This window comes from Rhodococcus sp. MPR-R1B, assembly GCF_058793255.1.
This window is the reverse complement of record NZ_JBXAFO010000001.1, coordinates 123,354-148,176: the sequence shown is the minus strand read 5'-3', so window position 1 is coordinate 148,176 and position 24,823 is coordinate 123,354. Positions and strand designations below refer to the sequence as shown.

Sequence of the window (24,823 nt, the reverse complement as noted above, 5' to 3'; positions counted from 1 at the left end):
GGAGAAAACCGATACGGAGAAACACTGTGGCGATCACCGACATCAAGGAATATGCCCATCTCACCGAGGAAGACGTCGAAGCGCTCGGGCGCGAGTTGGACGCCATTCGGCTCGACATCGAGGAGAAGCGCGGCGCGCACGACGCTCGATACATCCAGCGGACGATCGCGTTTCAGCGCTCTCTGATGGTGGCCGGCCGCATCGTCTTGTTCGCCAGCAAGAAGAAGCCTGCCTGGATTCTGGGGACTGCGCTCCTGGGGGTCGGCAAGATCATCGAGAACATGGAACTCGGCCACAACATCATCCACGGCCAGTGGGACTGGATGAACGATCCCGAGATTCACTCGAGCAACTGGGAGTGGGACAACACCTGCCCGTCCTCGGGATGGAAGCACTCGCACAACTTCACCCATCACAAGTTCACCAACATCGTCGGACTGGACAACGACGTGGGCTACGGAATCATGCGCGTCACGCGCGATCAAAAGTGGCACGCCGACTACCTCTTTCAACCGATCACGAATTTTGTGCTCGCGACCCTCTTCGAGTGGGGAGTGGCACTGCATCACCTCGAAACGGACAAACTCCGCAAGGGTGAGGTGAAGTGGTCCGAGAAATCGGAGATGGCCAAGGACGTCGGTAAGAAGATCGCGCGTCAGGTGGCGAAAGATTACATCCTGTTCCCCGCCCTGACCGGCCCCGCGTGGAAGACCACGTTGACGGCGAACGTCGTTGCGAACCTCATCCGAAACTACTGGAGTTACGCCGTCATCTTCTGCGGGCACTTTCCCGACGGTGCCGAGAAGTTCACGCTCGAGGAATTCGAGAACGAATCGCGCGCTCAGTGGTACCTACGACAGATGCTGGGCTCTGCCAACTTTCATGCCGGTCCCGTCATGGCCTTCATGAGCGGCAACCTCTGCTACCAGATCGAGCATCACTGCTTCCCGGATCTGCCGAGCAATCGGTACTCGGAAATCGCGGTGCCGCTGCGGGACTTGTGTGACAAGTACGACCTCCCGTACACGACCGGGCCGCTGTGGAAGCAGTACGGATTGACTCTGCGCACCATCTGGAAGTTGTCGCTGCCCAACAGGTTTCTCTCGGCTTCCCAGGACGACGCTCCGGAGACGCACTCGGAGTTGAAGTTCCGCATCCGAGGCGGAATCAAGGAAGTGTTCGGCGTCGATCCGCAGACGGGTAAGCGGCGCGGACTGCGAACAGCGATCGCGATGGTCTCGAGCTGATCAGTTACCGCTTGTGCGCCATTGAACGAACCACGAGATCGCCGGTCGACTGGATTGCCTGCACCAGCACGATCAAGATCACGACTGCGACGAACAGCACCGGTGTGTTGAATCGTTGGTAGCCGTACTTGATTGCGAAGTCGCCGAGTCCACCGGCGCCGATGGCACCTGCCATGGCCGAGAAGCCGATCAGCATCACCGCCGTCAGGGTTGCTCCTGCTACCAATCCCGGAACGGATTCGGGCAGTAGCACCTTGGTGATGATGTCTTTGTCGGTGGCGCCCATGGACCGCGCTGCCTCGACGCGTCCGGAATCGACTTCACGCAAGGCGTTCTCGACGACGCGCGCAAAGAAGGGCACCGAACCGATGGTCAGCGGGACGATCGCTGCCGTGGCGCCGAGCGCTGTTCCGACGATCGCCCTCGTTGCCGGGATGAGGAGCACCAACAAGATGACGAACGGCAGCGAACGGCCGATGTTCACCACGGTGCCCAGAACCGAATTGAGGACGCGGTTGGGACGGATTCCGTCGGGCGCGCTCGCGTGCAACAGAACACCGAGAGCGATTCCGATGATCACGGTGAGCACGAACGAGACACCGACCATGTAGAGCGTGTCGAGTAGGGCTTCCCATGCTTCGCCCAGGGAATCCTGCCAGGACGTCTTGTTCATGAGAACGTCACCTTCACTCCGCGCTGCGAAAGATGTTCTTCGACAGACTTTCTTGTCTCTTCGTTGCTGACGAGTCCCGTGTGTGAGGCGAACTCCACGCGAAGGCGACCGACCTGATGGGATCCGATGTCCTCGATACCGCCGGAGATCACGGTGACGTCGACGTCGAGATCTCGTGAGAGTTGGGAAATCACGGGTGAGGTGGACAGTGAATCGACAAAGGTGAGGAGCGCCGGAATTCCGGTCGTGGACGTTCGTACCGTTCCGGTCGGCAGTAGCGCCTCTCCGAGGGGTGAGTCCGGGTCTGCGACCAGTTCGGTGAGCGTTCCCTCGTCGACGATGCGGCCCTGATCGATCAGCGCAGCGCGATGGCAGATCCGTCGAACCACGTTGAGCTCGTGGGTGATCAGAACAATGGTCACACCGAGTCGTCGATTGAGATCGGCGAGCAGGTCGAGGATCGAATCGGTTGTGTCCGAGTCGAGGGCGCTGGTGGCCTCGTCGCACAGGAGGACGTCGGGTGAAGCCGCCAAGGCTCTCGCGATGCCGACGCGTTGTTTCTGGCCGCCGGACAGTTGCGAGGGGAAGGCGTCACGTCGGTCTTCCAAGCCCACCAACTCGATCAGCTCGTCGACGCGGGCACGTCGATCTGCCCGCGAGTATCCCGCCACTTCGAGAGGGAAGGCGATGTTGGCGGCGACCGAACGGGAATGCAGCAGGTTGAAATGCTGGAACACGACACCGATCCGCTTGCGTGTGTCGCGCAGTTGCGCTGGGCTCAACGCGGTCAGATCGGTGTCGCCCAACAGAATCCGGCCACTGGTCGGGCGTTCGAGCAGGTTGAGGCAGCGCAGCAAAGTCGACTTGCCGGCGCCGCTCTTGCCGATGATGCCGAAGATTTCGCCGTCTTCGATTTTCAGGGATACGGAATCGAGTGCATGCAGAACTTGTGTGCCGCTGCGGTATTCCTTGGAGACCGATTCGATCGAGAAGACCATGACGGGTCTCGATCAGGTAGCGCTGGCCGGAATGACCGAGCCCTGATAGGTCTGCTCGATGAACGTCGCGACGTCGGCGGACGTCAATGCCTCGGCCAACTTCTGTACTCGCGCATCGTTTTCGAGCGAGGTGCGTACGGTCAGGACATTGGCGTACGGGTTGCCCTCGGCCTTCTCGAGCACCAGGGCGTCCTTGGCCGGGTTGAGGCCACCTTCGATTGCGTAGTTGCCGTTGATGATTGCGAGATCGACATTTCCGTCGTCGAGCGTGCGCGGCAGCTGCGGGGGATCGACCTGGGTGAACGTGAGTCCCTTGGGGTTGTCGATGATGTTCTTCTCGCTGATCTGCGTGATGTCGGTGCCGGGGGCGCCCAACTGCTGATCGAGCTTGATCAAACCGGCCTGCTGCAGCAGGTACAGCCCACGGGCGAAGTTCGTCACGTTGTTGGACAAAGCGACCGTTGCGCCCTGGCGCAGGTCGGCCACGTTGGTGACCTTCTTGGAATATGCACCGAGCGGCTCGACGTGGACTTTCGCCACGGCGACCAGGTCGTCGACGCCCTTCTCCTTCGACCACGATTCCTGGTACGGCACGTGCTGGAAGAAGTTGGCGTCGGTGTCTCCGGCTTCGAGCACCTCGTTGGCGTCGAGATCGCCGGTGATCTCGCTGACCTCGATCTTGGTGTCACCGAGCAGGCCCTTTTCTTCGACGAACTTCAGGATCTCGGCGTGCGGAACCGAAGAAGCGACGATGCGAAGAGGTGCGTTCTCGTCGGAGGAGTTGTCGCTCGAGCACGCGGCTACGGTTCCGACTGCGACGGCGGCCACTGCGAAGGCAGCGAGGAATCTTCTGGTGCGCGAGCGTGACATGTGAATCTCCAAGACATAGCCGAACGCACGCCGAGATGGCGTGACAGTTGCTGAACGCTAGCCCGGTAAACCTCCCGTGAGGAGATACAGAATCACCGCGATTTTTTCATGTACCTATTGTCCGAGCAGGATGACCGGAACGTCCTCGGCAAAATCGACTACCAGTTCGCGACGCGAGAACAGCCAGGTGCCGTCGATCTTTTCGAAGCTGTCCTGGTAACGAATCTCGATCCGGTTGTCCCGGTGGCCCTCGCCCCGCGGATAGATGTGGTGGGCGGAGCAGTAGGCCTCACCGTGCGCAGTGGTGGGGCCGTCGAGGTCGAGGATCTGCTGCTCGACGATGTGCCGGGTCGAGTGCAGATGTGAGACGGCATCGACCACCGAACTGCTGACGACGGAATTCCCACGTATCTCCGTCGGCGCACCCGTTCCGTTCAGTGCCGGCGGCAAGACGAATGCCACGTCGTCAGTGAAGAGAGCCGCAAGTGCAGTGGTGTTTCGGCGGTCGACGGCCTGTGCGTACCTGGCGGCCAAGTCGGTGAGAGCGACGCGATCCGAGGAGTCCATGCGCATATCTCACCCTATGTGACGCCGCTCATGTTTCGGCTTCCCGCTCATCGAGACACTCACAGCGCCCACCTGGGCATCTGGTTAGCGTCCAGGCCAAGAGTTGCCAGCCATGAATGCCATAGGAGAAACAGCGATGGATCTGAGGGAATCGCCCGAGCAGCAGGAGCTCCGCAAGGAGTTGCGCGCGTACTTCGCGGCGCTGCTGCCGGAAGAGAAGCGTCGCGCGGCCGGCGAGCAAGGTGTGGGTGGCGAGTACTTCCGCGAGATCGTGAAGTTGCTGGGCAAGGACGGTTGGCTCGGTATCGGCTGGCCCAAGGAATTCGGTGGACAGGGACGCTCCATCGAAGAGCAGTTCGTGTTCTTCGACGAGGTTCAGCGCGCAGGTCTGCCGTTTCCCTTCGTGACGGTCAATACCGTCGGACCGACGTTGATGAAGTACGGCACCGAAGAACAGAAGGAACGTTTCCTGCCCGGCATCCTGGCCGGCGACATCGTCTTCGCAATCGGGTACACCGAGCCCGAGGCCGGCACCGACCTTGCGTCACTCAAGACTCGTGCGGTTCTCGACGGTGACGAGTGGATCGTCGACGGCAACAAGATCTTCACCAGTGGCGCCAACACTGCCGACTACGTGTGGCTGGCCTGCCGCACCGACGCGGATGCCCCCAAGCACAAGGGAATCTCGATCCTGATCGTCCCCACCGAGGATGCAGGCTTCGAGTGGTCACCGATCAACACCGTCGGCGGCTTGATGGTGACGTCCACGTACTACTCCGGCATTCGAGTTCCGTCGAAGGACGTTGTGGGCGAGGTCAACGGCGGCTGGCAGCTCATCACGGCTCAGCTCAACCACGAGCGAATCGGCCTGGCGGCCATCGGTGGTCGCACGTACGGTCTGTGGAACCTGGTCCTGGACTGGGCCAAGGAAAACGGCGCCATCGACATCCCGTGGGTGCAACAGGACTTCGCTCGCACACACGCCAAGCTCGAGGCCATGCGACTGCTGAATTGGAAGATGACGGCAGCCGTCGCACAGGACACGCTCTCCGGAGCCGACGCCGGTGCCACCAAGACGTACGGGACCGAGACTCACGTCGACGTCTACCGCACCCTGCTCGGAATTCTCGGCTCCGCCGGTCGCATCCGCCCCGAGTCTCCGGGCGCTCTGCTTGCCGGTCAGATCGAGCAGATCTCGCGTCAGGGTGTCGTGAACACCTTCGGCGGCGGCGTCAACGAAGTTCTGCGGGACATGGTCGGCACCATCGGCTTGGGACTCGTTCGCGAAAAGAGGGTCAAGTGAGCGACATTTCGGCGCAACTCGACGCTTTTGTAGGCCAGACGCTTGTTGCCACCACCTGGGGGCCAGACGAGGTCAACATCCCCATGATCCGGCATTGGGCCGAGACCATGGGCGATACCAACCCCGTCTACCTCGACGACGACGCTGCCCGCGCCACCGGCCGTGACGGCGTCGTCGCTCCCGCTCAGATGCTTCAGGTCTGGATCATGCGGACCTTTACCGACAAGATGGCGGGCAACGACCCGTCGCAGGTGTGGACCGATCTGATCGCCACCCTCGACGCAGCCGGCTACAGCTCTGTCGTGGCCACCGATTCCGATCAGGAGTTCTTCGCCGAACTGCGCCCAGGCGATCGCGTTAACTACACCGAGGTCATCGAGTCGATTTCGCCGGAGAAGAAGACCGGCCTCGGTGTCGGACACTTCGTCACGACGCTCAAGACCTACCGCAACGGTGACGATCAGGTTGTCGGCACCCAGCGGTGGCGGACGCTGCGGTTCAAACCTCAGGAATCTGCTGCGCCCGAAGCTCCTCGTGCACTGCGTCCGCGTCCGGCTCTCAACGCGGACAACGCTTTCTGGTTCGAAGCAGCCAAGGAGCGCCGTCTGGTGATCCAGCGCTGCACGTCCTGCAAGACGCTGCGTCATCCCACCGGCCCGATGTGCGGGGAGTGCCGGTCACTCGAGTGGGACACGATCGACGCGTCGGGTCGTGGCACGGTGTACAGCTTCGTGGTCAATCACCACCCCAAGATCGACGCGTTCGACTACCCGCTCATCGTTGCGGTAATCGAACTCGAAGAGGGAACCCGATTGATCGCCAACATGGTGGGTATCGCGCCCGAAGAAGTCGTGGTCGACATGCCCGTGGAACTTGACTGGATCGACGCCGACCCGGATCTGACGCTTCCCGCGTTCCGGCCGGCCGTACGCGAGGAGCACTGATGGACTTCAATTTCAGCGAAGAGCAGGAAGCAATTCGCGCACTGGCCGACGAGGTCTTCACCAGCAAGGCAACGATCGAGCGCACCAAGGAAATCGAACTCTCCGCCGAGCGCGTCGACCGTGAACTGTGGCGCGAACTCGCGAGCACCGGGTTGCTCGGTATCGCCCTGCCGGAGGAGTTCGGCGGCGGTGGCCTCGGCTTGTCCGAGCTGTACGCACTGCTCGAACAGCAGGGACGTCACGTTGCGGCCGTGCCGATCTGGGAAACGACCCTTGCAGCATTGGCTGTCAACGAATTCGGCTCCGATTCCCTTCGCGCCGAACTCCTTCCGGGAGTTGCCGACGGCAGTCGATTCCTGACCGTCGGTCTCGAAGAGTTCGGTCCGTACACTGGCGGCGACCCACTGACCACGGCTGAGCAGGACGCCGACGGCAACTGGACTCTGACGGGTGAGAAGGCAGTAGTGCCGATGACTCACGTCGCGAACCTTGCTCTCGTTTCGGCAACCGCTTCCACCGGTACGGCACTGCTGCTGGTCGACCTGAGTGCCGAGGGAGTGACGCTCGAACAGACGCAGTCCACCAGTTGGGAGATCTGTGCCAACGTCACCTTTGCCGGTGCCCCCGCGCAGCTGATCGGTGCGGCTGACGGCACCACGGTTCCGTGGCTGATCGACCGCGTTCAGCTGGCATTGGCCGCAATCCAATGGGGCGTCGGGTCGGGTGCAGTCGCGCAGGCCGTCACGTACCTGAACGGCCGCAAGCAGTTCGGCCGTCCGCTGGCGACCTTCCAGGCCGTCAATCATCAACTCGCTGACTGCTACATCGATCTCGAAGCGATGCGCGTGACACTGTGGCAGGCTGCCTGGCGCATCTCCGAGGGACTGGATCTCGGCACCTCGGTACTGGTCGCCAAGTGGTGGGCTACCGACGGCGGACAGCGCGTCGTGCATCGCACCACGCATGTTCACGGCGGCATGGGCGTCGACACCGACTACCCGGTTCACCGTCACCTCTTGTGGGGCAAGCAGATTGCTGCCACCCTCGGCGGTTCCAGCTCCGATCTCGCGCGTCTGGGTGCGCAGCTCGCATCCGGTGTGGAGGTGCTCGCATGACCGTTCTTGCCGGTCGTAGCTACGCAGACGTCGTTGTCGGAGAGGCATTGCCCGAGTTGGCGATCCCGCTGACCCGCACGTTGATCGTCGCCACGGCAATCGCCACTCGCGATTTTCAGGACGTGCACCACGATCCGAGCCTGGCCCAGGAGCGTGGCTCGAAGGATGTCTTCATGAACATCCTCACGAGCAACGGTCTTGTCGGTCGATACGTCACGGACTGGGCCGGATCTGCATCGACCCTGCGCCGCATCGCCATTCGTCTCGGGGCGCCCAACTACCCGGGTGACACCATGACGATGACCGGTGAGGTCGTGTCCAAGGAAGACGGAGTGGTCGTGGTCAAGGTGCAGGGTGCAAACAGCCTCGGCAATCATGCATCCGGCACCGTCGCAGTCGCTTTCAAGGAAGAGGAGAGGCCCTGATGGCGATCAGCCCACTCTCGGGAGCCGCCGCCATCGTCGGCATCGGATCCACCGAGTTCTCCAAGAACTCCGGCCGCACCGAACTGCAGTTGGCGTGTGAGGCCATCGTCGCGGCACTCGCTGACGCCGGTATCGATCCGTCCGAGGTCGACGGTCTGTCCACCTACACGTCGGAGACGAACGGCGAAGCGATCGTGGCTCGCAACTGCGGCCTCGGTGAGCTCAAGTTCTTCTCGCGCATTCACTACGGAGGCGGCGCTGCGTGTGCCACCGTGCAGCAGGCGGCCATGGCAGTTGCGACGAGTGTTGCCGACGTCGTGGTTTGTTACCGCGCCTTCAACGAGCGCTCCGGTGTGCGCTACGGCCTAGGGCAGCACGATCGCCCCATGGACAGCACCGCGGATCGCGCGGCATATGCGTGGATGACTCCGCAGGGATTGTCGACTCCCGCTCAGTGGGTCGCCATGTTCGCCCGCCGCTACATGCACCAGTACGGTGCGACGAGTGAGGACTTCGGACGAGTTGCAGTGGTGGCGCGCAAGCATGCCGCCAACAACCCGGCTGCTTGGTTCTACGAGCGTCCGATCACGCTCGAGGACCATCAGAACTCGCGCTGGATCGCCGAGCCGCTGCACCTGCTCGACTGCTGCCAGGAAACCGACGGTGGCCAGGCATTGGTCATCGTCTCTGCCGAGCGCGCAAAGGATCTGGCCAACAAGCCCGTCGTCATCAAGGGCGCCGCTCAGGGCAGTAGCAAGGATCAGCACATGATGACCAGCTACTACCGTCCTGACATCTCGGGTATCCCGGAGATGGGCCTGGTTGCTCGTCAGTTGTACGGCCAGAGCGGCCTGACCCCTGATGACATCAACGCCGCGATCCTGTACGACCACTTCACCCCGTTGGTGCTTCCGCAGCTCGAAGAACTGGGCTTCTGCAAGCCAGGCGAAGCCAAGGACTTCATCCGCGAAGGCAACCTCGAGATCGGTGGACGCCTGCCGTCCAACACTCACGGTGGTCAGGTCGGCGAGGCGTACCTGCACGGTGTCAACGGAATTGCCGAAGGTGTGCGACTGGTGCGAGGCACGTCGACCAACCAGCCCGAGGGCGTCGAAAACGTATTGGTCACAGCCGGAACAGCAGTACCCACCAGCGGTCTCGTTCTCGGCGCTGTTTGAGAGAGGAAAAGACAGTGACAACTTCGGAAGCTGCGAAGACCGCCGGCGATTGGCGTGGAGCCGATCTCGGGACCCGCACCGTGTCGTACACCGAGCGCGACGCGATCCTGTACGCACTTGCCGTGGGCGCCAAGGCGACCGAGCTGGACCTCGTCTTCGAGGATCAGCTTCGGGTACTGCCGACCTTTGCGCTGACGCTGGCGCAGTGGGCTCCCGACGCTCTGGGTTCGGCGGGCGCCTTCGACACCTCGACGGCACTGCACGGCTCGCAAGAGCTGAAAGTGCTTGCTCCGCTTCCGCGTAGCGGTGACGTGACCTTGAAGGCTTCGGTCGGCGAGGTGTGGGACAAGGGCGCAGCGGCCGTGTTCGAAGTGAAGGTGGAGTGCGAATACTTCGTCGCGACCTGGTCACTTTTTGCCCCCGGTGCCGGTGGATTCGGCGGAGAACGTGGACCCTCACGTCCGGCGGAGCCGACCGGCGAGCCTTTGTTGACCGGTGTGTTGACCACAGCGGAGAACCAGACGGCGATGTACCGGCTCCTGGGCGACAAGCACCACATCCACATCGATCCCGAGGCTGCGGCGCGGATCAACCAGCCGCGTCCGATCATGCACGGCCTGTGCACGTTGGCCGCGAGCACGCTCGAGCTTGCCCGGGTCGCCGGAGTGCATCCGGCGGACCTTGTGAGCCTCGAGGGTCGATTCGCTGCGGCAATCCATCCGGGTGAAGCGCCGTCCATCGTTGCGTGGGGAACTCCCGACGACCTGGCCTTCCAGGTCACCAAGGGTGATCAGGTAGCGATTTCCGGTGCACGAGTGAGCTTCTCCGCTCGCTAGTCCCTCCAGACTCAACTGCGGGGTGCTTGACCCCTCGTCGCGCCCCGCAGTTGTTCACACGAAGAAGCAGCCCCCGAGCGAATCCGCTCAGGGGCTGCTTCGTATTTGTTTCAATCCTGGTGGGTCGCCATGTAGCGAGCCGGGTACTCACCGCCGCCGTGAACGGCGATGTCGGCGCCGTTCACGTACGAGGAGAGCGGGCTCGCCAGGAACAGGCAGGAGTTGGCGATATCGGCCGGCACGGCCATGCGCTCCATCGGAATGGTCCTGGTGACCGCAGCGCCGCCGTCGGCGCCGTAGACCTCGGCGGCAGCCTCGGTACGGATCAGGCCGGTGGTGATGTGGTTGATCCGGACCTTCGGCGCCCATTCGAGGGCCAATGCCTTGGTCAGAACGAGGAGGCCTGCCTTGGCTGCGCTGTACGCCGCGGTTCCGGGCTGCGGGTCGATCGCCGAGACACTGCCGATGTTGATGATGGCGCCGCCGTCGTCCTGAGTCTGCATCACTGCATTTGCGGCCTGGGCAACGTTGAAGGGTGCCAACAGGTTCAGGGCCACGATCTTCTCGACGAAGCGGGGTGACACCGTCGCAGCGTCGGCGTCGGGGGAGCCGCCGGCGTTGTTGACCAGGACGTCCAGACGGCCGAAGCGCTCGACGGCATCCTGGACGAGGGCTGCGGCGTCGGCGGGATCGCGGACGTCCGTGGCGCGAAAGGCTGCGCTACGACCGTCGGCGGTGGGTAGGTTTTCGGGCTCGTTACGGCCACAGACCAGCACGTTCGCACCCGCGGCGAGGAAGGTTTCGGCGATGACGTAGCCGATGCCTTTGGTGCCGCCGGTGACGATCACCGAGCGTCCGCTGAAATCGACGGGGTTGGGCAGTGTCACGGTGGAGCCTTCCTGGTGCGGTGCCGAGCTGAATTGCCGCCCAATGTGATTGACGCGACGTGGTCGCACACCTTAGGGTCAAGCAAGTGCTTGGTTGTTTTGTAGGTCGAGTGTAGACGACAAACAGCGGCAGTCACCAGAATCGACCGGTCCCTCCCGCAAAAGGGACCTCTGCGTCGACGGACATTGGAGTAGTCACATGGGCAAGCTCGAAGGCAAAGTCGCACTCATCACCGGTGCGGGTCAGGGAATCGGGCAGGGGATTGCCCTGGCCTTGGCCAAAGAGGGCGCCGTGATCGCCGTTGCCGGCCGCACCGAATCCAAGTTGCACACCACGTGCGGACTACTGGCTGACATCGGTGCGCGCGGTGAGGCGGTGGTCTGCGACGTCAGCAAGAAGGACGACATCACCGACGCCGTGGACCGTACCGTCGAACTGTTCGGCGGAATCGACATCCTGGTCAACAACGCCAACGACTGCAAGCCCGGCCCACTCTCGAGCGTGCTCGACGAAGACTTCGAGCGTTCCTTCGCGACGGGGCCGCTCGCCACCCTGCGCATGATGCAGGCGTCGTACCCCCACATGAACAGTCGTGGCGGTGGCGTCATCATCAACATGGTCACCTCGGCGGCGGTGCGCTGGGATGCCAGTAACTACGGCGCTTACGGTTCCATCAAAGAAGGCATGCGCTCGTTGACCCGCGCTGCGGCCTGTGAATGGGGCAAGGACAACATTCGCGTTCTCAATGTTGCCCCGCACGCCAAGACTCCCGCGTTGCAGTGGTGGATGGACAAGAATCCCGAAGAGGCAGCGGCATTTGTCGCAGGTATTCCGCTGGGACGCGTCGGAGACCCCGAGACCGACATCGGTCGTGCCGTCGTCTTCCTCGTCAGCGAAGACGCCGGGTACCTCACGGGTGCCACGATCCCGCTCGACGGCGGCCAGTCGCGCTGGGGCTGACCGCCATCGACCCGATCAGGTCATCACGGCGCCGCCGTCGACGGCAATCGTCTGGCCGGTGACGTTGCGAGCCTTGTCACTGAGCAAGAAGGCGACCATCTCGGCGATGTCTCCGGGCGTCTGAGCTCGACCCATCGGAACCATCTGGGCCACAAAAGAATCGAAGACGTCAGCATCGGAAACGTCTGCCAGCGCAGGATCGCGTCGACGCAGTTCCTTGATGGTTCGAAGCCACATGTCGGTGAGGATCAGGCCGGGCATGACCGTATTCGAACGGAGTCCTCGAGTCGCACCGATCCGGGCGACGCTGTGACTCATCTCGATCACGGCGGCCTTCGACGGTCCGTAGTGCGCGAGCATGTCACCGCCCAAGCGGGCACCGATCGACGCGATGTTGACGATCGCTGCCGGACCCTCGGTTCTGCTCACGAATTCGCGGCACATCAGGAAGCTGCCCTTGGTGTTCACCGCAAAGGTGTTGTCCCACTGGTCTTCGGTGATCTCGAGGAACGGAGTGAAGACGCCGATTCCGGCGCCGTTGACGAGTGCAGTCGGGCTTCCGGCCGACGCAGCCACGTCGAAGGCGTTCTTGACGTCACCTTCACGTCGAACATCGCATCGTGCCGTGTGGACTGCTACGCCAAGGCTTTCCAGGCGTGCTGCGGTGTCGGCGAGTGCGGCCTCTTCGATGTCGAGGAGAAGCAGGGTGCCGAAGTCCTCCGCAAGGCGCTCGGCAATAGCGGCGCCCAACCCGGCAGCTGCGCCGGTGACAATGGCTACGGGCGCGCTCACGGCAGGTGCGTTTCGAGCAGTGGGGCAAGCAGTTCGGCTGCGCGCGCCGCCGTGATGACTTCGCTCGGGTCCACCTTGGTCACGACTTTCGAAGCAGAATCTTCGTAGACATGCTCACCGATGAGTCGCCCCTGCTCGTCGTACGGCCAGACAAATGCCAAGGTCCGACGCACGAGATACCAACCGTCGGGGTCGATGTCCGACGACTGTTCGGGGGCTGCGGGGGTGGATCCACCCGATTCGTGCACCGCGCCGAACACCCCGTCTCCCAGAATCGATCCTGGGACGAATTGACTGAAGAGAGTCTCACCCGAGAATCCGCTGTCGGAGACCGCGAAGTCGGACTGTCCGGTCCACATGACAAGGGTGTCCGTCTCGGCGAGTGACTGGTAGAAGTTGGTGACGGCGTCCATGCCGTCCAGAACAATCGACTGTCCGTCTTCGAACAACCGGTAGACGGGTTCTTCGACGGTCATGTCGGGCGAGAGGATTTCCTTGTAACGACCGGAGACCTCGAGCAATGCGTGGCGCCGGTAGTTTCGGAGGATCTTCTGGTGCCGCGGATTGTCGATGGTTTCCAATTGCTTTTCGACGCCATCCATCATGTGGACGAATTCGTGCTCGTACTTGCTCATCACATCTCCTGGTTTCGCGGATTCGGCGGGCTGTCCGGATCTGCGACAACTGTGACCTGACGTGGCATTCGCTGTACATGTAGAACTTCGTTCGACAATTGCCGGTTTGCTTAACTCCGCTGTTCAGATACCGTGATGGTCATCACTTTGCTGGCGAACGGCGGCCTAAGACAACCGAATGGACGGTAATGAAAAAGGCGAGAAGAGGTGAAGATCTGAATCTGCGGTTGGTGTCCTCGTTGCTCGTCGTCGTGGCGGAAGGGCACTTCGGACGAGCGGCAGACCGGTTGTTCGTCACGGCGCCTGCTCTCAGTCAGCAGATTCGTCGACTCGAGGAGCAGGTGGGAACCGAGTTGATCGATCGCAGTTCGCACCCGGTGGTGCTCACCGCCGCGGGTGAGGTGTTCGTCGCGGATGCACGGCCCGCTCTCGAGTTCGCCGTCCGCGCGATGAACGGGCTCGACGCACTCGAGCGTCGGCGGGCCAGGCGGTTGCGGATCGGATTCATCAACGGGGCGGCCGGAAGTTTGGGACGTGCGGTGATCGATTCGTTGCATGCGGAGGTGGAGCTGGTCCAATTGGACTGGTCCCAACAGGTTTCCGCGGTGGCGAGCGCGACCGTCGATGCCGCCTTCGTGCGCCCTCCACTGCCGGTGCTCGACGGTGTGGTGCTCGAACGGATCGGCGTCGAACCGCGGGTGGTGGCCCTGCCTCGAGGACACCGACTGGCGGGCCGTACGAGTATCGAGATTTCTGAAATAGATGGGACTGTGCAGGTTTCGAGTGACGGTGCGCCACCCGAATGGGTGAAATGGTGGTCGGTGGACCCGCGCCCCAGTGGTGTACCCGTCCGGTACGGTCCCTCTGTCCGCACGATGGACGAAGCGCTCGAGGTTGTCGCCAACGGTCGGGCGGTGGTGATAACGGCAGCAACCATTGCCGAGTACTACACCCGCTCGGATATCAGTTTCGTGCGCATTTCCGATATCGAGCAGTGTTCGATCGATCTGTGTACCCGTGAGGGCGACAGCAGTCCGGCGGTGATCGAGCTACGCAAAGCTGTTTCAGCCCTCGGTGCCGACAGGTGATTGCCGTGTCCTGATGTGATGCGCATGTACTCGGATGGAATATGCATTCTTGCCGTCTTCGTTTTAGTCGGTTAGACTAAAACCATGAAAACGATCAGCACGGCACTTGAAATCGTCGAGGCAGCACGAGTTTCGGCCGATGTGTTCGGGGGAGACTCCAGCGATCTCGACACCCGTCGCGCTGCAAAGCGTCGTTTTCATCGGCTCGCCTCAGCCATTCATCCGGACCGGGCGAAGCCCGAAGATCGGGTGCGATACTCGGCCGCAACATCTCGGTTGAACGAGCTATACCGCAGTTGGACAGCGGAGTTCGAGCCGGCAGATTCTCGGCCCGTTTATGTCGGCGAGCGGGGCGAGTACACGTTGGGTGGACTGGTAGCGCGCGGCTCGGTCGCTAACCTGTACCGGTCCGATGCCGGTGTCGTACTGAAGATTCCGCGAGACCCTCGGGCGAACTCGATGATCGAGGCCGAACGGAATGTGTTGACGGACATCGAGAATTCGTGCGAAGCCGGTTGGGCAGTCTCGTACTTCCCGCGATTGATCGATCAAATCACCCATGTGGGCAGCGGCACGAGACGTCAGATCGATGTGTTGGACGATCTGACCGAAGGTTTTGTGAGTCTCGCCGACGTCCGTGAGGCGTATCCAGGTGGCCTCGATCCACGGGACTGGGCGTGGATGCACCGACGGCTACTTCGGGCTCTGGCAGCAGCGCATGCGACTGGTTGGGTGCACACCGCGATTACCGCGGAGAACGTGCTTATCGAGCCTGATCGGCACGGGGTGGTGCTGGTCGGCTGGTCCTTTGGCACCCGTACGGGCAGCCGCCCGGTGGCGACGATCGGTTCCGATCGTGATTCGTACCCACCGGAACTCGGCGAAGGAGCGTCTCCGGCCTGGGACGTCTACATGGCTCATCATTTGATGCTCCGAATGCTGGGCGAGCAGACCCACGAACGGATGAAGGTGTTTGCCGACGGCTGCATGCAGGACAACCCGAGATTGCGTCCCGACGCGGTCGACCTACTGGGTGAGTTCGACGAACTCCTCGATCTTCTCTATGGCCAGCGGACATTTCGTCCGTTCGCCGTTCCATCCACGAAAGGACAGTGATTGTCATGGGCTACGGATACTGGGACGACAACACCTATTTGGCGGGCAAGACTTTTCGTGCCGCACGCGGTGTCGACGATTTCGGTTACACCGATTCGCTTCGGTCGCGTCCGCGAAGCAGTTGGAAAGCGGACCCGACCCTCGACCCCTTCGGCGTCGACAAGCGTGAATGCCGAGACTCGGCCGGGCACCCCGATTCTCTCCCGATAGCAGTGCTTTTCGATGTCACCGGCTCGATGGGCGCTGTTCCTCGAATCATGCAGGACAAGCTCGGAAAGCTGCACGGGCTGCTGCAACGCAAGGGATACGCGGATGATCCGCAGATTCTGTTCGGTGGTATCGGCGACGCCGATTCCGATCAGGTGCCACTACAAGTCGGCCAGTTCGAGTCGGGTAACGCGATGGACGAGCAGCTTCGGACCATCTTCCTCGAGGGCAACGGTGGTGGACAGAAGTCGGAAAGCTATGAATTGGCAGCATATTTCATGGCGCGCCACACCAGTACGGATGCCTGGGAGAAGCGTGGAAGGAAAGGCTACCTCTTCATCATCGGCGACGAGCTGAACAAGCCGCGACTCTCGGCTCGTCACATCCGTTCGGTGATCGGCGACAAGGTACGTCAGGACGTATCGGTCCCGTCGATCTACCGTGAACTCGAAGAAAGATGGAATGTCTACTTCGTTCTGCCAGATCAGTCGTCGTACTTCAACGATCCGGAAATCGCGGATCACTGGAAGAAGTTGCTCGGTGAACGCTTCGTCAAACTCGACGACCCCGCTGCGGTGTGCGAACTGATCGCGCTGACGGTCGGAATCGGCGAGGACCGCATCGACCTGCGTGACGGACTGGCGGATCTCCGCGACATCGGTTCAAGAGCTGAAGCCGAGACCGTCGGCAAGGCTCTCGCTCTAATTCCAGGGCGCAGCACCGCGACGGTGGCCGGGTTGCCCCACGATCTCGGAACCGATACGGACGATGTTGATTTCGCATAGAAGGAGAGCATGATGGAGCCGTTCGAAGACCGCGATATCATCGTCGTAGACCTCGGGTTCGGAGATGCGGGGAAGGGAGCAACCGTCGATTGGCTTTGCTCCGACCAAGCCGATTTGGGTGTGGCCGCAGTGGTCCGGTTCAACGGTGGGGCACAGGCAGCGCACAACGTGACGGTCGGCGAGCGCCACCACACGTTTTCGCAGTTCGGTTCGGGAACGCTCTCCGGCGTCCCGACGTTTCTCTCGAGATTCGTGTTGTTCGAGCCCATCGCGCTCGCCCGGGAGGCGCGTGCTCTGGAAGCGCTCGGAGTTCGAAATCCGTTCGATTTGATACGGATCGACGCGCGCGCATTGTTGACGACGCCGATTCACGTGGCCGCCAACAGGGCTCGTGAGGATGCTCGCGGCGGTAACCGACACGGCTCGTGTGGCAAGGGGATCGGTGAGACCGCGGCGTATGCGCTCGAAGTTGCGAATGCGCCTACGGTGGGAGACTGCCGGCGACCTGACTCCTTGCGTCGTAAGTTGTCGGCGTTGGCCACATTCTACGGACCGTTGATCGCGGAGAGTCGCCACGGTTTTCCGCCGATCGACGACATGGTCGACATGTACGCGGAATTCGGTGCCGTCGTGGACATCGCCGACCCGGATGCGCTGGGCGCGTTGGGCGCCGGTGGTCGTCTGGTATTCGAGGGGGCACAAGGTGTCCTTCTCGACGAGTGGCGGGGGTTTCACCCACACACCACATGGTCGACGGTCGAGCCGTCCAACGCGCGAGCGATGATCGACGAGTTGGGCCGGGACAGTTACGTACTCGGCGTCACTCGCACGTACATGACACGACACGGAGCTGGGCCCTTCCCGACGGAGGATCCGGAGCTGGCGAAGGTGTTGCCCGAGCTGCACAACGGGACGGGTGAGTATCAAGGCGGATTCCGGATGGGCCACCTCGACGAGTTGTTGTTGCACTACGCAATCGAGGTGAGCGGTGGCGTCGACGGTTTGGCGCTTACTCATCTCGATGCGATGGATCGCGCGCGGGCTGCAGGCGTCCCGATCCACGGGGTGCACGCGTACGAAGGATTGCCGTTCGTTCCCGTCGGAGAGTGGAAGGATCTCGATCACCAGCAGGCGCTGACAGATTCCCTGAAAGCCGTAGGGGTCGTGCCGAAGGAACTTCCGGCCGACCCGGAGGATTTCGCCCGGTATCTGAGCGAGGAAATGGGTGCGCCGGTAGTGCTGACCGCGAACGGTGCGGACCGGGTCGATCGTCAGGTGCGCTGCCCAGTGCCTGCATGATGGACGGTGTGGACCAGTCACTTGTCTCGATCGATGTCATCGCGCTCCGGTTCGGCAATCCGGAACCCGGGATGTTGCGATTTGCCGTCACTCCGCGGCAAGCGGAGCCGTACACCGGGCAGTTGGCGCTGCCCGGTGTACTGCTGGGCGCCGGTGAGCGGTTGCAGGACGCCGCCAGGCGAGCCGTGACCACCAAGCTCGGAATTCCCGACGAGAAGATCCTCGTCAGCGGTCAATTGACCGTGTTCGACGAACCCAATCGAGACCCCCGCGGTCCGACGCTCTCGGTGACCATGTGGGCAGTGATCTCGTCGGACGAGGTGCCGGGTTCGGCCGAATGGGTGAGCTGGGACAACCCGGGGGACCTTGCGTTCGACCACAATCGGATAGTCGCCGATACCCGCCCGATCCTTGCTGACACCCTGTTGTGGCGAGATCAGGCATTCACGCGGGCATTACTGGGTCCGTCGTTTCCGGCGTCGTACGCGCTGGCCGTGGCGGAGGAGCTTTCCGGTGTGCGTCCGGACCCGGGCAATTTGAACCGGACGCTCAAAGCGTTGCCAGGGCTGGAACGTACGGACGAACGAGTCCGGGTCAGTGCCACCGGGCGACCCGCGGTGGTCTGGGCGTGGACCGAAAACAGCTGACCTACCTCAGAAGTTGCCCCGCGCGGCCTGCTCACGCTCGATCGCTTCGAACAGGGCTTTGAAGTTTCCCAGTCCGAATCCCAGTGAGCCGTGGCGTTCGATGATCTCGAAGAACACGGTGGGACGATCTCCGATCGGCTTGGTGAAGATCTGAAGAAGATAGCCGTCCTCGTCGCGGTCGACGAGGATGCCTCGCTTCTGCAATTCCTCGATCGGAACTCGAACCTCTCCGATACGCGCGCGCAATTCGGGATCCTCGTAATACGAAGCAGGAGTAGAGAGAAACTCGATTCCTTCGTCGACCAGAGCATCGACTGCTCCGAGGATGTCGTTGGTCGCAAGTGCGAGATGCTGAGCGCCGGGACCTTGGTAGAACTCGAGGTACTCGTCGATCTGTGACCGCTTCTTCGCGATGGCAGGTTCGTTGAGTGGGAACTTGACTCGGTGATTGCCGCTCGAGACGACCTTGCTCATCAGCGCGGAGTAGTCGGTGGCTATGTCGCCGCCCACGAACTCGGCCATGTTGGTGAATCCCATGACCCGGTTGTAGAAGTCGACCCACTGGTCCATCTTGCCGAGTTCGACATTGCCGACGACGTGGTCGAGGGCCTGGAAGATTCGCTTGGGCGCGCCGTCACGCTTGCGGTACGACGACGTCCGTTCGACGTATCCGGGAAGGTAAGGGCCGGTGTAGCGGGAACGGTCGACGAGGGTGTGCCGAGTCTCGCCGTACGTCGCGATGCTGGCCAGGCGAACGGTGCCGTGCTCGTCGGTGACGTCGTGCGGTTCGCTCAACACTGTCGCGCCTTGGGTGATGGCGTGTGCGATGCACTTGTCCACGTCGGGGACGCTGAGCGCGATGTCGCGGATACCGTCGCCGTGACGGCTGTGATGTTCGATCAGCGGACTTGCCGGATCCACAGCGCCCTTGACGACAAACCGCACGGCCCCGCTTTTGAGTACAAACGCGTGGTGGTCGCGGTTTCCCGTCGACGGGCCTGAATAGGCCACCAATTCCATGCCGAATGCGGACTGGAAGAAATGTGAAGTCTGCGTGGCATTTCCGACGATCCATTCGAGGCCGTCCCAACCGCTCACGGGGAAGGGATCGTGATCGCTGTCGTACTCGACCAAGCCGACCAACTGGCGCAATTGCTCCAGATCCAGGCCGGCCAGCTGTTCGTCGTCGGTGAGAGTCTGTTCGACGGTCATGATGAGTCCCCTCTGAGTGCGATGTACACAGCGCGGTGCGCGAGTCATGTTCGGCACTGCCAGTACAAACAGATAAGTCCTTCAGAGGTTGGGTAGTCAACGGAGGTAGTTGAAAGTAGACACAGCGCCGGAATGCGAAGATGGTGGCACTGTTTTGTAGGCAATTTGCATAGTTGAACGACGAGTGGAGCGGACGTGAATCTCGACGCAGTGGATCTGGCTCTGTTGGACGCGATGAACAAGCACCCGAGAGCCGGTGCGTTGGAGCTGTCGCGTCAGGTCAAGGTTGCGCGGGCGACAGTGCAGGCGAGATTGAAAAGGATGGAAGATGCGGGCGTCATCGCCGGATACGCGCCGCACATCAATTTGGCTGCAGCGGGTTTCGGAGTACAAGCATTCGTGACTTTGCAGATCGCCCAGGGGGCGCTCGACACCGTCACCGCGGAACTCGAGGCAATCCCCGGTGTGCTCGAAGCCTTTGCCACCACCGGCTCCGGCGACGTGCTGTGCCGGATTGCCGCTGCGTCGCACGAGGATTTGCAAGCGACGCTGCTCGAACTGAATCGGTCGGGGATAGCCACCCGGTCGACCAGCGTCATGGTTCTCTCGGTTGTGGTGCCGCTCCGGTCGATGCCCCTCCTGCAGACTCTGCAGTCGAAGCAGACGACAAAAGCTCCCGCGTATAGACACGACGATCAGTCTCGCTGACGACCCGGAGCCCAGAATCCCAGAACGATCGCGGATACCCACATGATCGCGGCGAGCGTGAGTGCTCCTTGATCCATGCCTTTGATGAAGGCTTCACGGGCGAATTCGGCCAACTGGGCACCCTGCGGCCCGGCTGCTTCGGCGACGTGGAGAGCGGCGGCCAGAGAACCGGATACCGGCTCCTTGGCCGGTTCGGGTAGCAAGTCGACCGCGGGCTGGACGTGATTTCCGTAGCCGGCGGCGAGGATACTTCCCGCCAGTGCAACGCCGATGGCGGAGCCGATCTCACGGGTTGCGTCGTTGACTGCTGATGCAACACCCTGTTTGGAGTCCGGTGCGTTGGAGACGATGGCAGCAGTGGCGGGGGTTGTCGACAAACCCAATCCAATAGCGGCCACTACCAAGGGAACACAGACTTCGGCATAGGTCGAACTGGCGTCCAAGCGCGTCAAGAGCGCAATTCCGGTTCCGAGGAAGGCGACACCGGTTGCGGTGAGGGCGCGAAGGCCGATACGCGGAATCAGTAGGGGCGCAACCACGGACAGGGCCATCACCGGCACAGCGATCGGCATGAGGGCGAGTGTCGATTGCAGGGGGGAGTAGTCGAGCACCAGTTGGAGATACTGCACGATCAGGAAGAACAGGCCGAAGGTCGCCAGAAATTGCAGGGTCAGTGACGCCGCGCCGCTGCCGAATGCGCGATTGGCAAACAGTCTGACGTCCAGAAGTGGATGGCGAGTGCGTAATTCGACCCAGCTGAAGACTGCCGTCATGGCAATTCCGCCGATCAGCAACGCGAGAACCACCGGATCGAGCCAACCGCGGGCGGGTGCCTCGATCATGCCCAGGACGAACAGTCCGATCGAGCCGGCGATCAGCGCTGTACCAGGTAGATCGAGTGGAGTTGCCTCCGTGTCCTTCGACGTCACGATCGTGAACGACACCACGAGGATGAGGACCGAGACGACGGCCAGGCTGACGAAAATCGAATGCCAGGACCATTTTTCGAGGAGCAACCCGGAGACGACAAGTCCGGCGATTGCACCGGACCCTGCGACGCCGGACCAGACTCCGACGGCGCGGGCACGCTGCGCCGGCGGGAAACCTGCAGTGAGTAGAGACAGCGTCGCCGGCATGACAAACGCGGCGCCGACGCCGGAGATCACGCGGGAGACGATGATCCACGACGGTTCGTCCGCGAAGACCGGAATCGACGAGCCGGCAGCAAAAACGAGCAGTCCGAACATGAGCAGTTCTCGTCGACCGTATCGATCGCCGAGTGCGCCCGCCGGCAACAAGAGACAAGCCAGCGTGAGCGTATACCCGTCCACGATCCACGTGAGCTGGCTCTGTGTTGCACCGGTATCGCGGGCCAAGTCGGGAAGGGCCGTGTTGAGCGCGGCCATCGCTGCGACGACCAGCGCGACGGCGCAGCACGCGACCGTCAGCATCCAGATCTGTCGGATGGTCCACGTGGACTGTTCGAGCGTCGTATCGCTACTCACGAAACCTCCCGATAGAAACAAGACCATCAGTATCGTTACAAGAACAGCAGTTCCACAACCCCCAAGTGGGTATAACTGAAGTTGTGACGGTGGGAATCGACAAGCAGGGAATCGAACAGCAGGGAAACGACGAGGACCCGCGCAAACAGCGTTCCAGATCCAGGTTGCTCGACGCAGCGACCACGCTGCTGGCAGAAGGCGGCGTCGACGCCGTGACGATCGATGCCGTCACCAAGTTGGCCAACGTCGCGCGTGCGACGCTGTATCGCCATTTCGACAGCGGCACGGAGCTACTCGCCGCGGCATTTGCTCGCCTCTTACCGCCGGTGCCCGAGATGTCCGGGGAGGGTGACCTCCGCGCGCAGTTGCTCGAGTTGTTGACCAGTCAGGCCAAAGCCATCGAAAGCGCACCGATCCAGGTGACGGCGATGTGCTGGCTCGGCTTGGGGCCGGAACTGAAGGGTTATTCGAGCGTCGATGCCCTGTCCACGGACAAGCCCGAATTGCGATCGCTGCGCCAGACGGTTTTCGAGCAGTACCGACACGCGTTCGATCGGATCCTGCGCTCGCCGGACGCGATCGACGCGTTGGGGGAGTACGACTACGACGTCGCACTTGCTCAGTTGGTCGGACCGTTGGTGCTCACCAAGCTGGCCACGCTGACGCCTCTCGGGGAGGCTGCGTGTGAGCAGATCGTGGACGACTTTCTGGCTGCACGCGGAGTGTCGAGCTGAGAGCTCACGGCTCCAGATTGCGGCGTAGCACGTACTGCTCGAGCCTGTCGATGCCGCGCACTCGTCGCGGACGAAGGTGCCGCAGTTTGAAATTGGCGTCCGAGCCGAGTTGGGTGGCCAACTCGGAGTCGATCAGCACGGTGCCGGGACGAGCAGAGCTGGTGAGACGCGCGGCCTTGTTGACCACCGAACCGTAGAGATCTCCGAAGCGAACCAACGTCGGCCCCATGGCCAGGCCCACCCGAAGCTGCGGATCGTCGTGATCGGCGAGGACCGCCTGCTGGATCTGCAAAGCGATCTCGGCTGCGTGATGAGGACTCTCGGCGGCAAACATGACCTCGTCACCGACGGTCTTGACCACCCAGCCGTAGTTGCGACCGATGATTTCGGTGGACGCGGACTCGAACCGCTCGAGCAGATCGTTGAGTTCGGCGGAGTCGAGGCCGCGGGTCAGCGAGGTGTACCCGACGATGTCGGCGAAACCCACGACCAGAACACGACTCGCTACTTCTTCGCCCGGGTTTCCCACGTTGCGGCCCGTCGACGACGCGACGTGACGCTTCCATACGTACGTCTGCAGAGATTCGACAGCGGGAATGATCTCGGCGCCGAGGCGCAGAACGATCTTCCGGATCGCTTCGGGCTCGTGATCTGCCGAGTCGGCGAGCTGGTCGATGATGTGTGTGCTGATCAGCGAGACCTGCCACTCAGCCAACCTCGACATCGACTGCCCCAGTGAACGGGCGGCAGCCACCTCACTGCTCTGCGAGATGACTCCTCGATTGACCATGTCGATGATCGTCTTGAGGGCGTTGGCGTCTTGCTGGGTGAACATGACGGCGTCGGGATCCTCGTCGACGGCAAAGCCCATCGCGACCCACAAACGATCGGCACGCTCGCGTGTCACACCGGCGAATTCCGCGATCTGCGATTGCGTGAAGCAGCGCGGTCCGCCGAGGAGGGACTCCTCGATGTCGGCTTGAATCCGGCTGAGCAGATGAGCATCGACGTCGACCGGATCAGCAGTGTGAGGTTCGGCAACGTGAGATTCAGCAGGGGCGGGTTCGGTGACCTCGTCGATCCACTCTGACTCCGAACTGCTCACCGTGCTCCTTATTGCCGCAACGAATTTCTGTCCACCATCTTCCACGCGGTGCCCCGAGAACAGTACTGAATTGGCCGAACCGTCTACGGATCCTCGGGCTCAGGCGGGCGGTGAGAGTCAACACGTCGGTGGCTTGTGCAAGAGTTGCCCCGAGAAAAGCACTGTCGATACCGAAACGCACGAGATACTTCTGAAAGGACCTGCGCATGCCACCCCGTAGACGTTCCGGCGCTGCCGCATCAACGCCGGATCACCTCACTGCGGACAATCTGGCAGCGCTCGCCACGGCTGTCGCCGAAGGCAAGCGCGCCACCGTCTATCTGCGCGAGGCGACCCCCAGCTTGGGGATCGAAGCCGGTACCTCGGCGAAAGTCGTGTCGGTGGACGGCAACACCGTGATGATCCGCCCCAAAGGCGTCAACGACGAATTGCCTTTCGAGGCAGAGGAATTGCGCATAAACCGCGTCTCCGCGGCACCGGCCAAACCGGCGCCACGGCCCAAACCAGTTGTGGAGTCCGAGCCCCTGATGGAGCCACTCGTAGAGCCTGTTCGACCGAAGCCGCGTGCGCAGCCTGCACCCGCTCCGGTACCGACTGCCACTGCTGCCCCTGCCGCGACACCTCGTCCGGCCGTCAAGCGTGCGAAGAAACTGCCGGCCGGTATCAGCGTCACCATCCATGCCGGCGCGGACAACGACTGGAGCGTGACGGTCACACAGGGCGCCAAGCGTCCGGGCAAAGCAGTTCCGGTCGCACCCGATGCGGTCGAGCGAGCTGTCCGCGAGTTGGGTGAGCCCACCGCAATCGAGGCTGTCGAGTCCATCATCGTCGCTGCACGGGACATGGCTGCAGCGCGAGTCGACGAGTTGAGTCGTCAGCTCGAGGAGGCACGCAAGATGCTCGAAGCGCTCGGAGCTACCGACTAGAAACGCTGCGTAGGTCCGCACTTTCCGGGGTATGCGTTTTTTGCAGCGGGGAGATTACCG

Annotated in this window: 26 protein-coding genes; 16 read left to right on the top strand and 10 right to left on the bottom strand. The window is 62.2% G+C overall.

The window, feature by feature from the left end; genetic code table 11:
- Positions 1-26 precede the first annotated feature (26 nt).
- Positions 27-1,247 (top strand): fatty acid desaturase family protein, encoded by a 1,221-nt coding sequence (locus tag AC1Q61_RS00710; RefSeq protein ID WP_007732653.1) that lies wholly within the window; start codon positions 27-29, stop codon positions 1,245-1,247.
- A 4-nt stretch (positions 1,248-1,251) separates the two neighbouring features.
- On the opposite strand, the gene AC1Q61_RS00705 is transcribed toward AC1Q61_RS00710, so the two are convergent.
- From AC1Q61_RS00705 to AC1Q61_RS00690, 4 genes are all read right to left on the bottom strand, one after another.
- Positions 1,252-1,920 carry a methionine ABC transporter permease gene (locus tag AC1Q61_RS00705; protein WP_007732650.1) on the bottom strand — a complete coding sequence of 223 codons (669 nt, stop codon included), beginning with the start codon at positions 1,918-1,920 and terminating at the stop codon, positions 1,252-1,254.
- Positions 1,917-2,918 carry a methionine ABC transporter ATP-binding protein gene (locus AC1Q61_RS00700; protein WP_007732648.1) on the bottom strand — a complete coding sequence of 334 codons (1,002 nt, stop codon included), beginning with the start codon at positions 2,916-2,918 and terminating at the stop codon, positions 1,917-1,919. Before AC1Q61_RS00700 ends, AC1Q61_RS00705 begins: the two co-directional genes overlap by 4 nt.
- A gap of 12 nt (positions 2,919-2,930) precedes the next feature.
- A complete protein-coding gene (locus AC1Q61_RS00695) occupies positions 2,931-3,788 on the bottom strand; it encodes a MetQ/NlpA family ABC transporter substrate-binding protein (protein ID WP_003940478.1) in 858 nt (285 codons plus the stop codon).
- A 114-nt stretch (positions 3,789-3,902) separates the two neighbouring features.
- Positions 3,903-4,361, bottom strand: a complete 459-nt coding sequence (locus AC1Q61_RS00690; RefSeq protein ID WP_030537000.1) for a nuclear transport factor 2 family protein — start codon at positions 4,359-4,361, stop codon at positions 3,903-3,905.
- 130 nt (positions 4,362-4,491) lie between these two features.
- Between AC1Q61_RS00690 and AC1Q61_RS00685 the strand changes: the two genes are divergently transcribed.
- From AC1Q61_RS00685 to AC1Q61_RS00660, 6 genes are read left to right on the top strand one after another with little or no spacing between them, the layout of a single operon-like run.
- Positions 4,492-5,658 (top strand): acyl-CoA dehydrogenase family protein, encoded by a 1,167-nt coding sequence (locus tag AC1Q61_RS00685; RefSeq protein WP_003940442.1) that lies wholly within the window; start codon positions 4,492-4,494, stop codon positions 5,656-5,658.
- Entirely contained in the window at positions 5,655-6,602 is a 948-nt protein-coding gene (locus AC1Q61_RS00680) for a bifunctional MaoC family dehydratase N-terminal/OB-fold nucleic acid binding domain-containing protein (RefSeq protein ID WP_118606655.1), read from the top strand. The genes AC1Q61_RS00685 and AC1Q61_RS00680 overlap by 4 nt, the downstream gene beginning before the upstream one ends.
- Complete coding sequence (locus tag AC1Q61_RS00675) at positions 6,602-7,717, top strand: acyl-CoA dehydrogenase family protein (protein WP_030537002.1); 1,116 nt, start codon at positions 6,602-6,604, stop codon at positions 7,715-7,717. The genes AC1Q61_RS00680 and AC1Q61_RS00675 overlap by 1 nt, the downstream gene beginning before the upstream one ends.
- Positions 7,714-8,142: a MaoC family dehydratase gene (locus tag AC1Q61_RS00670; protein WP_003940399.1), complete on the top strand. Its 429-nt coding sequence runs from the start codon at positions 7,714-7,716 to the stop codon at positions 8,140-8,142. Before AC1Q61_RS00675 ends, AC1Q61_RS00670 begins: the two co-directional genes overlap by 4 nt.
- Positions 8,142-9,320, top strand: coding sequence for a lipid-transfer protein (locus tag AC1Q61_RS00665; protein WP_118606652.1), 1,179 nt, complete (start codon positions 8,142-8,144; stop codon positions 9,318-9,320). Before AC1Q61_RS00670 ends, AC1Q61_RS00665 begins: the two co-directional genes overlap by 1 nt.
- Positions 9,321-9,334: 14 nt before the next feature.
- Entirely contained in the window at positions 9,335-10,156 is an 822-nt protein-coding gene (locus tag AC1Q61_RS00660; protein ID WP_058226567.1) for a MaoC/PaaZ C-terminal domain-containing protein, read from the top strand.
- A 110-nt stretch (positions 10,157-10,266) separates the two neighbouring features.
- Here AC1Q61_RS00660 and AC1Q61_RS00655 read toward each other — a convergent pair whose 3' ends face one another.
- On the bottom strand, positions 10,267-11,043 hold the full coding sequence (locus tag AC1Q61_RS00655) for an SDR family oxidoreductase (protein ID WP_003940546.1): 777 nt from the start codon (positions 11,041-11,043) through the stop codon (positions 10,267-10,269).
- Between the two features lie 199 nt (positions 11,044-11,242).
- Between AC1Q61_RS00655 and AC1Q61_RS00650 the strand changes: the two genes are divergently transcribed.
- Entirely contained in the window at positions 11,243-12,004 is a 762-nt protein-coding gene (locus AC1Q61_RS00650) for an SDR family NAD(P)-dependent oxidoreductase (RefSeq protein WP_058226566.1), read from the top strand.
- Positions 12,005-12,019: 15 nt separating this feature from the next.
- Here AC1Q61_RS00650 and AC1Q61_RS00645 read toward each other — a convergent pair whose 3' ends face one another.
- Positions 12,020-12,796, bottom strand: coding sequence for an SDR family NAD(P)-dependent oxidoreductase (locus tag AC1Q61_RS00645; RefSeq protein WP_042448376.1), 777 nt, complete (start codon positions 12,794-12,796; stop codon positions 12,020-12,022).
- A complete protein-coding gene (locus AC1Q61_RS00640; RefSeq protein WP_007732640.1) occupies positions 12,793-13,431 on the bottom strand; it encodes a hypothetical protein in 639 nt (212 codons plus the stop codon). Before AC1Q61_RS00640 ends, AC1Q61_RS00645 begins: the two co-directional genes overlap by 4 nt.
- Before the next feature lie 188 nt (positions 13,432-13,619).
- Between AC1Q61_RS00640 and AC1Q61_RS00635 the strand changes: the two genes are divergently transcribed.
- From AC1Q61_RS00635 to AC1Q61_RS00615, 5 genes are all read left to right on the top strand, one after another.
- Positions 13,620-14,519: a LysR family transcriptional regulator gene (locus tag AC1Q61_RS00635; RefSeq protein WP_064687711.1), complete on the top strand. Its 900-nt coding sequence runs from the start codon at positions 13,620-13,622 to the stop codon at positions 14,517-14,519.
- An 84-nt stretch (positions 14,520-14,603) separates the two neighbouring features.
- Positions 14,604-15,635, top strand: coding sequence for a hypothetical protein (locus tag AC1Q61_RS00630; protein WP_003939712.1), 1,032 nt, complete (start codon positions 14,604-14,606; stop codon positions 15,633-15,635).
- A 5-nt stretch (positions 15,636-15,640) separates the two neighbouring features.
- Positions 15,641-16,627: a hypothetical protein gene (locus AC1Q61_RS00625; RefSeq protein WP_136470823.1), complete on the top strand. Its 987-nt coding sequence runs from the start codon at positions 15,641-15,643 to the stop codon at positions 16,625-16,627.
- Between the two features lie 9 nt (positions 16,628-16,636).
- Positions 16,637-17,926 (top strand): adenylosuccinate synthetase, encoded by a 1,290-nt coding sequence (locus AC1Q61_RS00620; RefSeq protein WP_371698827.1) that lies wholly within the window; start codon positions 16,637-16,639, stop codon positions 17,924-17,926.
- Complete coding sequence (locus tag AC1Q61_RS00615) at positions 17,923-18,573, top strand: NUDIX hydrolase (protein WP_020909123.1); 651 nt, start codon at positions 17,923-17,925, stop codon at positions 18,571-18,573. Before AC1Q61_RS00620 ends, AC1Q61_RS00615 begins: the two co-directional genes overlap by 4 nt.
- A gap of 6 nt (positions 18,574-18,579) precedes the next feature.
- Here AC1Q61_RS00615 and hppD read toward each other — a convergent pair whose 3' ends face one another.
- Positions 18,580-19,785, bottom strand: coding sequence for a 4-hydroxyphenylpyruvate dioxygenase (gene hppD / locus AC1Q61_RS00610; protein WP_007732631.1), 1,206 nt, complete (start codon positions 19,783-19,785; stop codon positions 18,580-18,582).
- 195 nt (positions 19,786-19,980) lie between these two features.
- On the opposite strand from hppD, the gene AC1Q61_RS00605 reads away from it, so the two are divergent.
- Entirely contained in the window at positions 19,981-20,493 is a 513-nt protein-coding gene (locus AC1Q61_RS00605; protein WP_007732629.1) for an Lrp/AsnC family transcriptional regulator, read from the top strand.
- On the opposite strand, the gene AC1Q61_RS00600 is transcribed toward AC1Q61_RS00605, so the two are convergent.
- The gene (locus tag AC1Q61_RS00600; RefSeq protein WP_492650760.1) at positions 20,481-22,025 is read right to left on the bottom strand and encodes an MFS transporter; all 1,545 of its coding nucleotides are present in this window, start codon (positions 22,023-22,025) and stop codon (positions 20,481-20,483) included. The genes AC1Q61_RS00605 and AC1Q61_RS00600 overlap by 13 nt on opposite strands.
- Before the next feature lie 56 nt (positions 22,026-22,081).
- On the opposite strand from AC1Q61_RS00600, the gene AC1Q61_RS00595 reads away from it, so the two are divergent.
- Positions 22,082-22,732 (top strand): TetR/AcrR family transcriptional regulator, encoded by a 651-nt coding sequence (locus tag AC1Q61_RS00595; RefSeq protein ID WP_030537009.1) that lies wholly within the window; start codon positions 22,082-22,084, stop codon positions 22,730-22,732.
- A gap of 4 nt (positions 22,733-22,736) precedes the next feature.
- On the opposite strand, the gene AC1Q61_RS00590 is transcribed toward AC1Q61_RS00595, so the two are convergent.
- Positions 22,737-23,837 carry an adenylate/guanylate cyclase domain-containing protein gene (locus AC1Q61_RS00590; protein ID WP_007732623.1) on the bottom strand — a complete coding sequence of 367 codons (1,101 nt, stop codon included), beginning with the start codon at positions 23,835-23,837 and terminating at the stop codon, positions 22,737-22,739.
- Between the two features lie 206 nt (positions 23,838-24,043).
- Here AC1Q61_RS00590 and AC1Q61_RS00585 point away from each other — a divergent pair, with 206 nt between their 5' ends.
- Positions 24,044-24,763 (top strand): DUF6319 family protein, encoded by a 720-nt coding sequence (locus AC1Q61_RS00585; protein WP_030537011.1) that lies wholly within the window; start codon positions 24,044-24,046, stop codon positions 24,761-24,763.
- The last annotated feature ends 60 nt before the right edge of the window (positions 24,764-24,823 follow it).

Excerpts from the sequence above, each read along its gene's own strand:
- AC1Q61_RS00585 (WP_030537011.1), top strand. The coding sequence starts at position 24,044 with ATGCCACCCCGTAGACGTTCCGGCGCTGCCGCATCAACGCCGGATCAC.
- AC1Q61_RS00620 (WP_371698827.1), top strand. The coding sequence starts at position 16,637 with ATGATGGAGCCGTTCGAAGACCGCGATATCATCGTCGTAGACCTCGGG.
- AC1Q61_RS00630 (WP_003939712.1), top strand. The coding sequence starts at position 14,604 with ATGAAAACGATCAGCACGGCACTTGAAATCGTCGAGGCAGCACGAGTT.
- AC1Q61_RS00665 (WP_118606652.1), top strand. The coding sequence starts at position 8,142 with ATGGCGATCAGCCCACTCTCGGGAGCCGCCGCCATCGTCGGCATCGGA.
- AC1Q61_RS00695 (WP_003940478.1), bottom strand. The coding sequence starts at position 3,788 with ATGTCACGCTCGCGCACCAGAAGATTCCTCGCTGCCTTCGCAGTGGCC.
- hppD (WP_007732631.1), bottom strand. The coding sequence starts at position 19,785 with ATGACCGTCGAACAGACTCTCACCGACGACGAACAGCTGGCCGGCCTG.
- AC1Q61_RS00600 (WP_492650760.1), bottom strand. The coding sequence starts at position 22,025 with ATGGTCTTGTTTCTATCGGGAGGTTTCGTGAGTAGCGATACGACGCTC.
- AC1Q61_RS00670 (WP_003940399.1), top strand. The coding sequence starts at position 7,714 with ATGACCGTTCTTGCCGGTCGTAGCTACGCAGACGTCGTTGTCGGAGAG.
- AC1Q61_RS00685 (WP_003940442.1), top strand. The coding sequence starts at position 4,492 with ATGGATCTGAGGGAATCGCCCGAGCAGCAGGAGCTCCGCAAGGAGTTG.
- AC1Q61_RS00650 (WP_058226566.1), top strand. The coding sequence starts at position 11,243 with ATGGGCAAGCTCGAAGGCAAAGTCGCACTCATCACCGGTGCGGGTCAG.
- AC1Q61_RS00615 (WP_020909123.1), top strand. The coding sequence starts at position 17,923 with ATGATGGACGGTGTGGACCAGTCACTTGTCTCGATCGATGTCATCGCG.
- AC1Q61_RS00690 (WP_030537000.1), bottom strand. The coding sequence starts at position 4,361 with ATGCGCATGGACTCCTCGGATCGCGTCGCTCTCACCGACTTGGCCGCC.
- AC1Q61_RS00700 (WP_007732648.1), bottom strand. The coding sequence starts at position 2,918 with ATGGTCTTCTCGATCGAATCGGTCTCCAAGGAATACCGCAGCGGCACA.
- AC1Q61_RS00675 (WP_030537002.1), top strand. The coding sequence starts at position 6,602 with ATGGACTTCAATTTCAGCGAAGAGCAGGAAGCAATTCGCGCACTGGCC.
- AC1Q61_RS00635 (WP_064687711.1), top strand. The coding sequence starts at position 13,620 with ATGAAAAAGGCGAGAAGAGGTGAAGATCTGAATCTGCGGTTGGTGTCC.
- AC1Q61_RS00640 (WP_007732640.1), bottom strand. The coding sequence starts at position 13,431 with ATGAGCAAGTACGAGCACGAATTCGTCCACATGATGGATGGCGTCGAA.
- AC1Q61_RS00625 (WP_136470823.1), top strand. The coding sequence starts at position 15,641 with ATGGGCTACGGATACTGGGACGACAACACCTATTTGGCGGGCAAGACT.
- AC1Q61_RS00705 (WP_007732650.1), bottom strand. The coding sequence starts at position 1,920 with ATGAACAAGACGTCCTGGCAGGATTCCCTGGGCGAAGCATGGGAAGCC.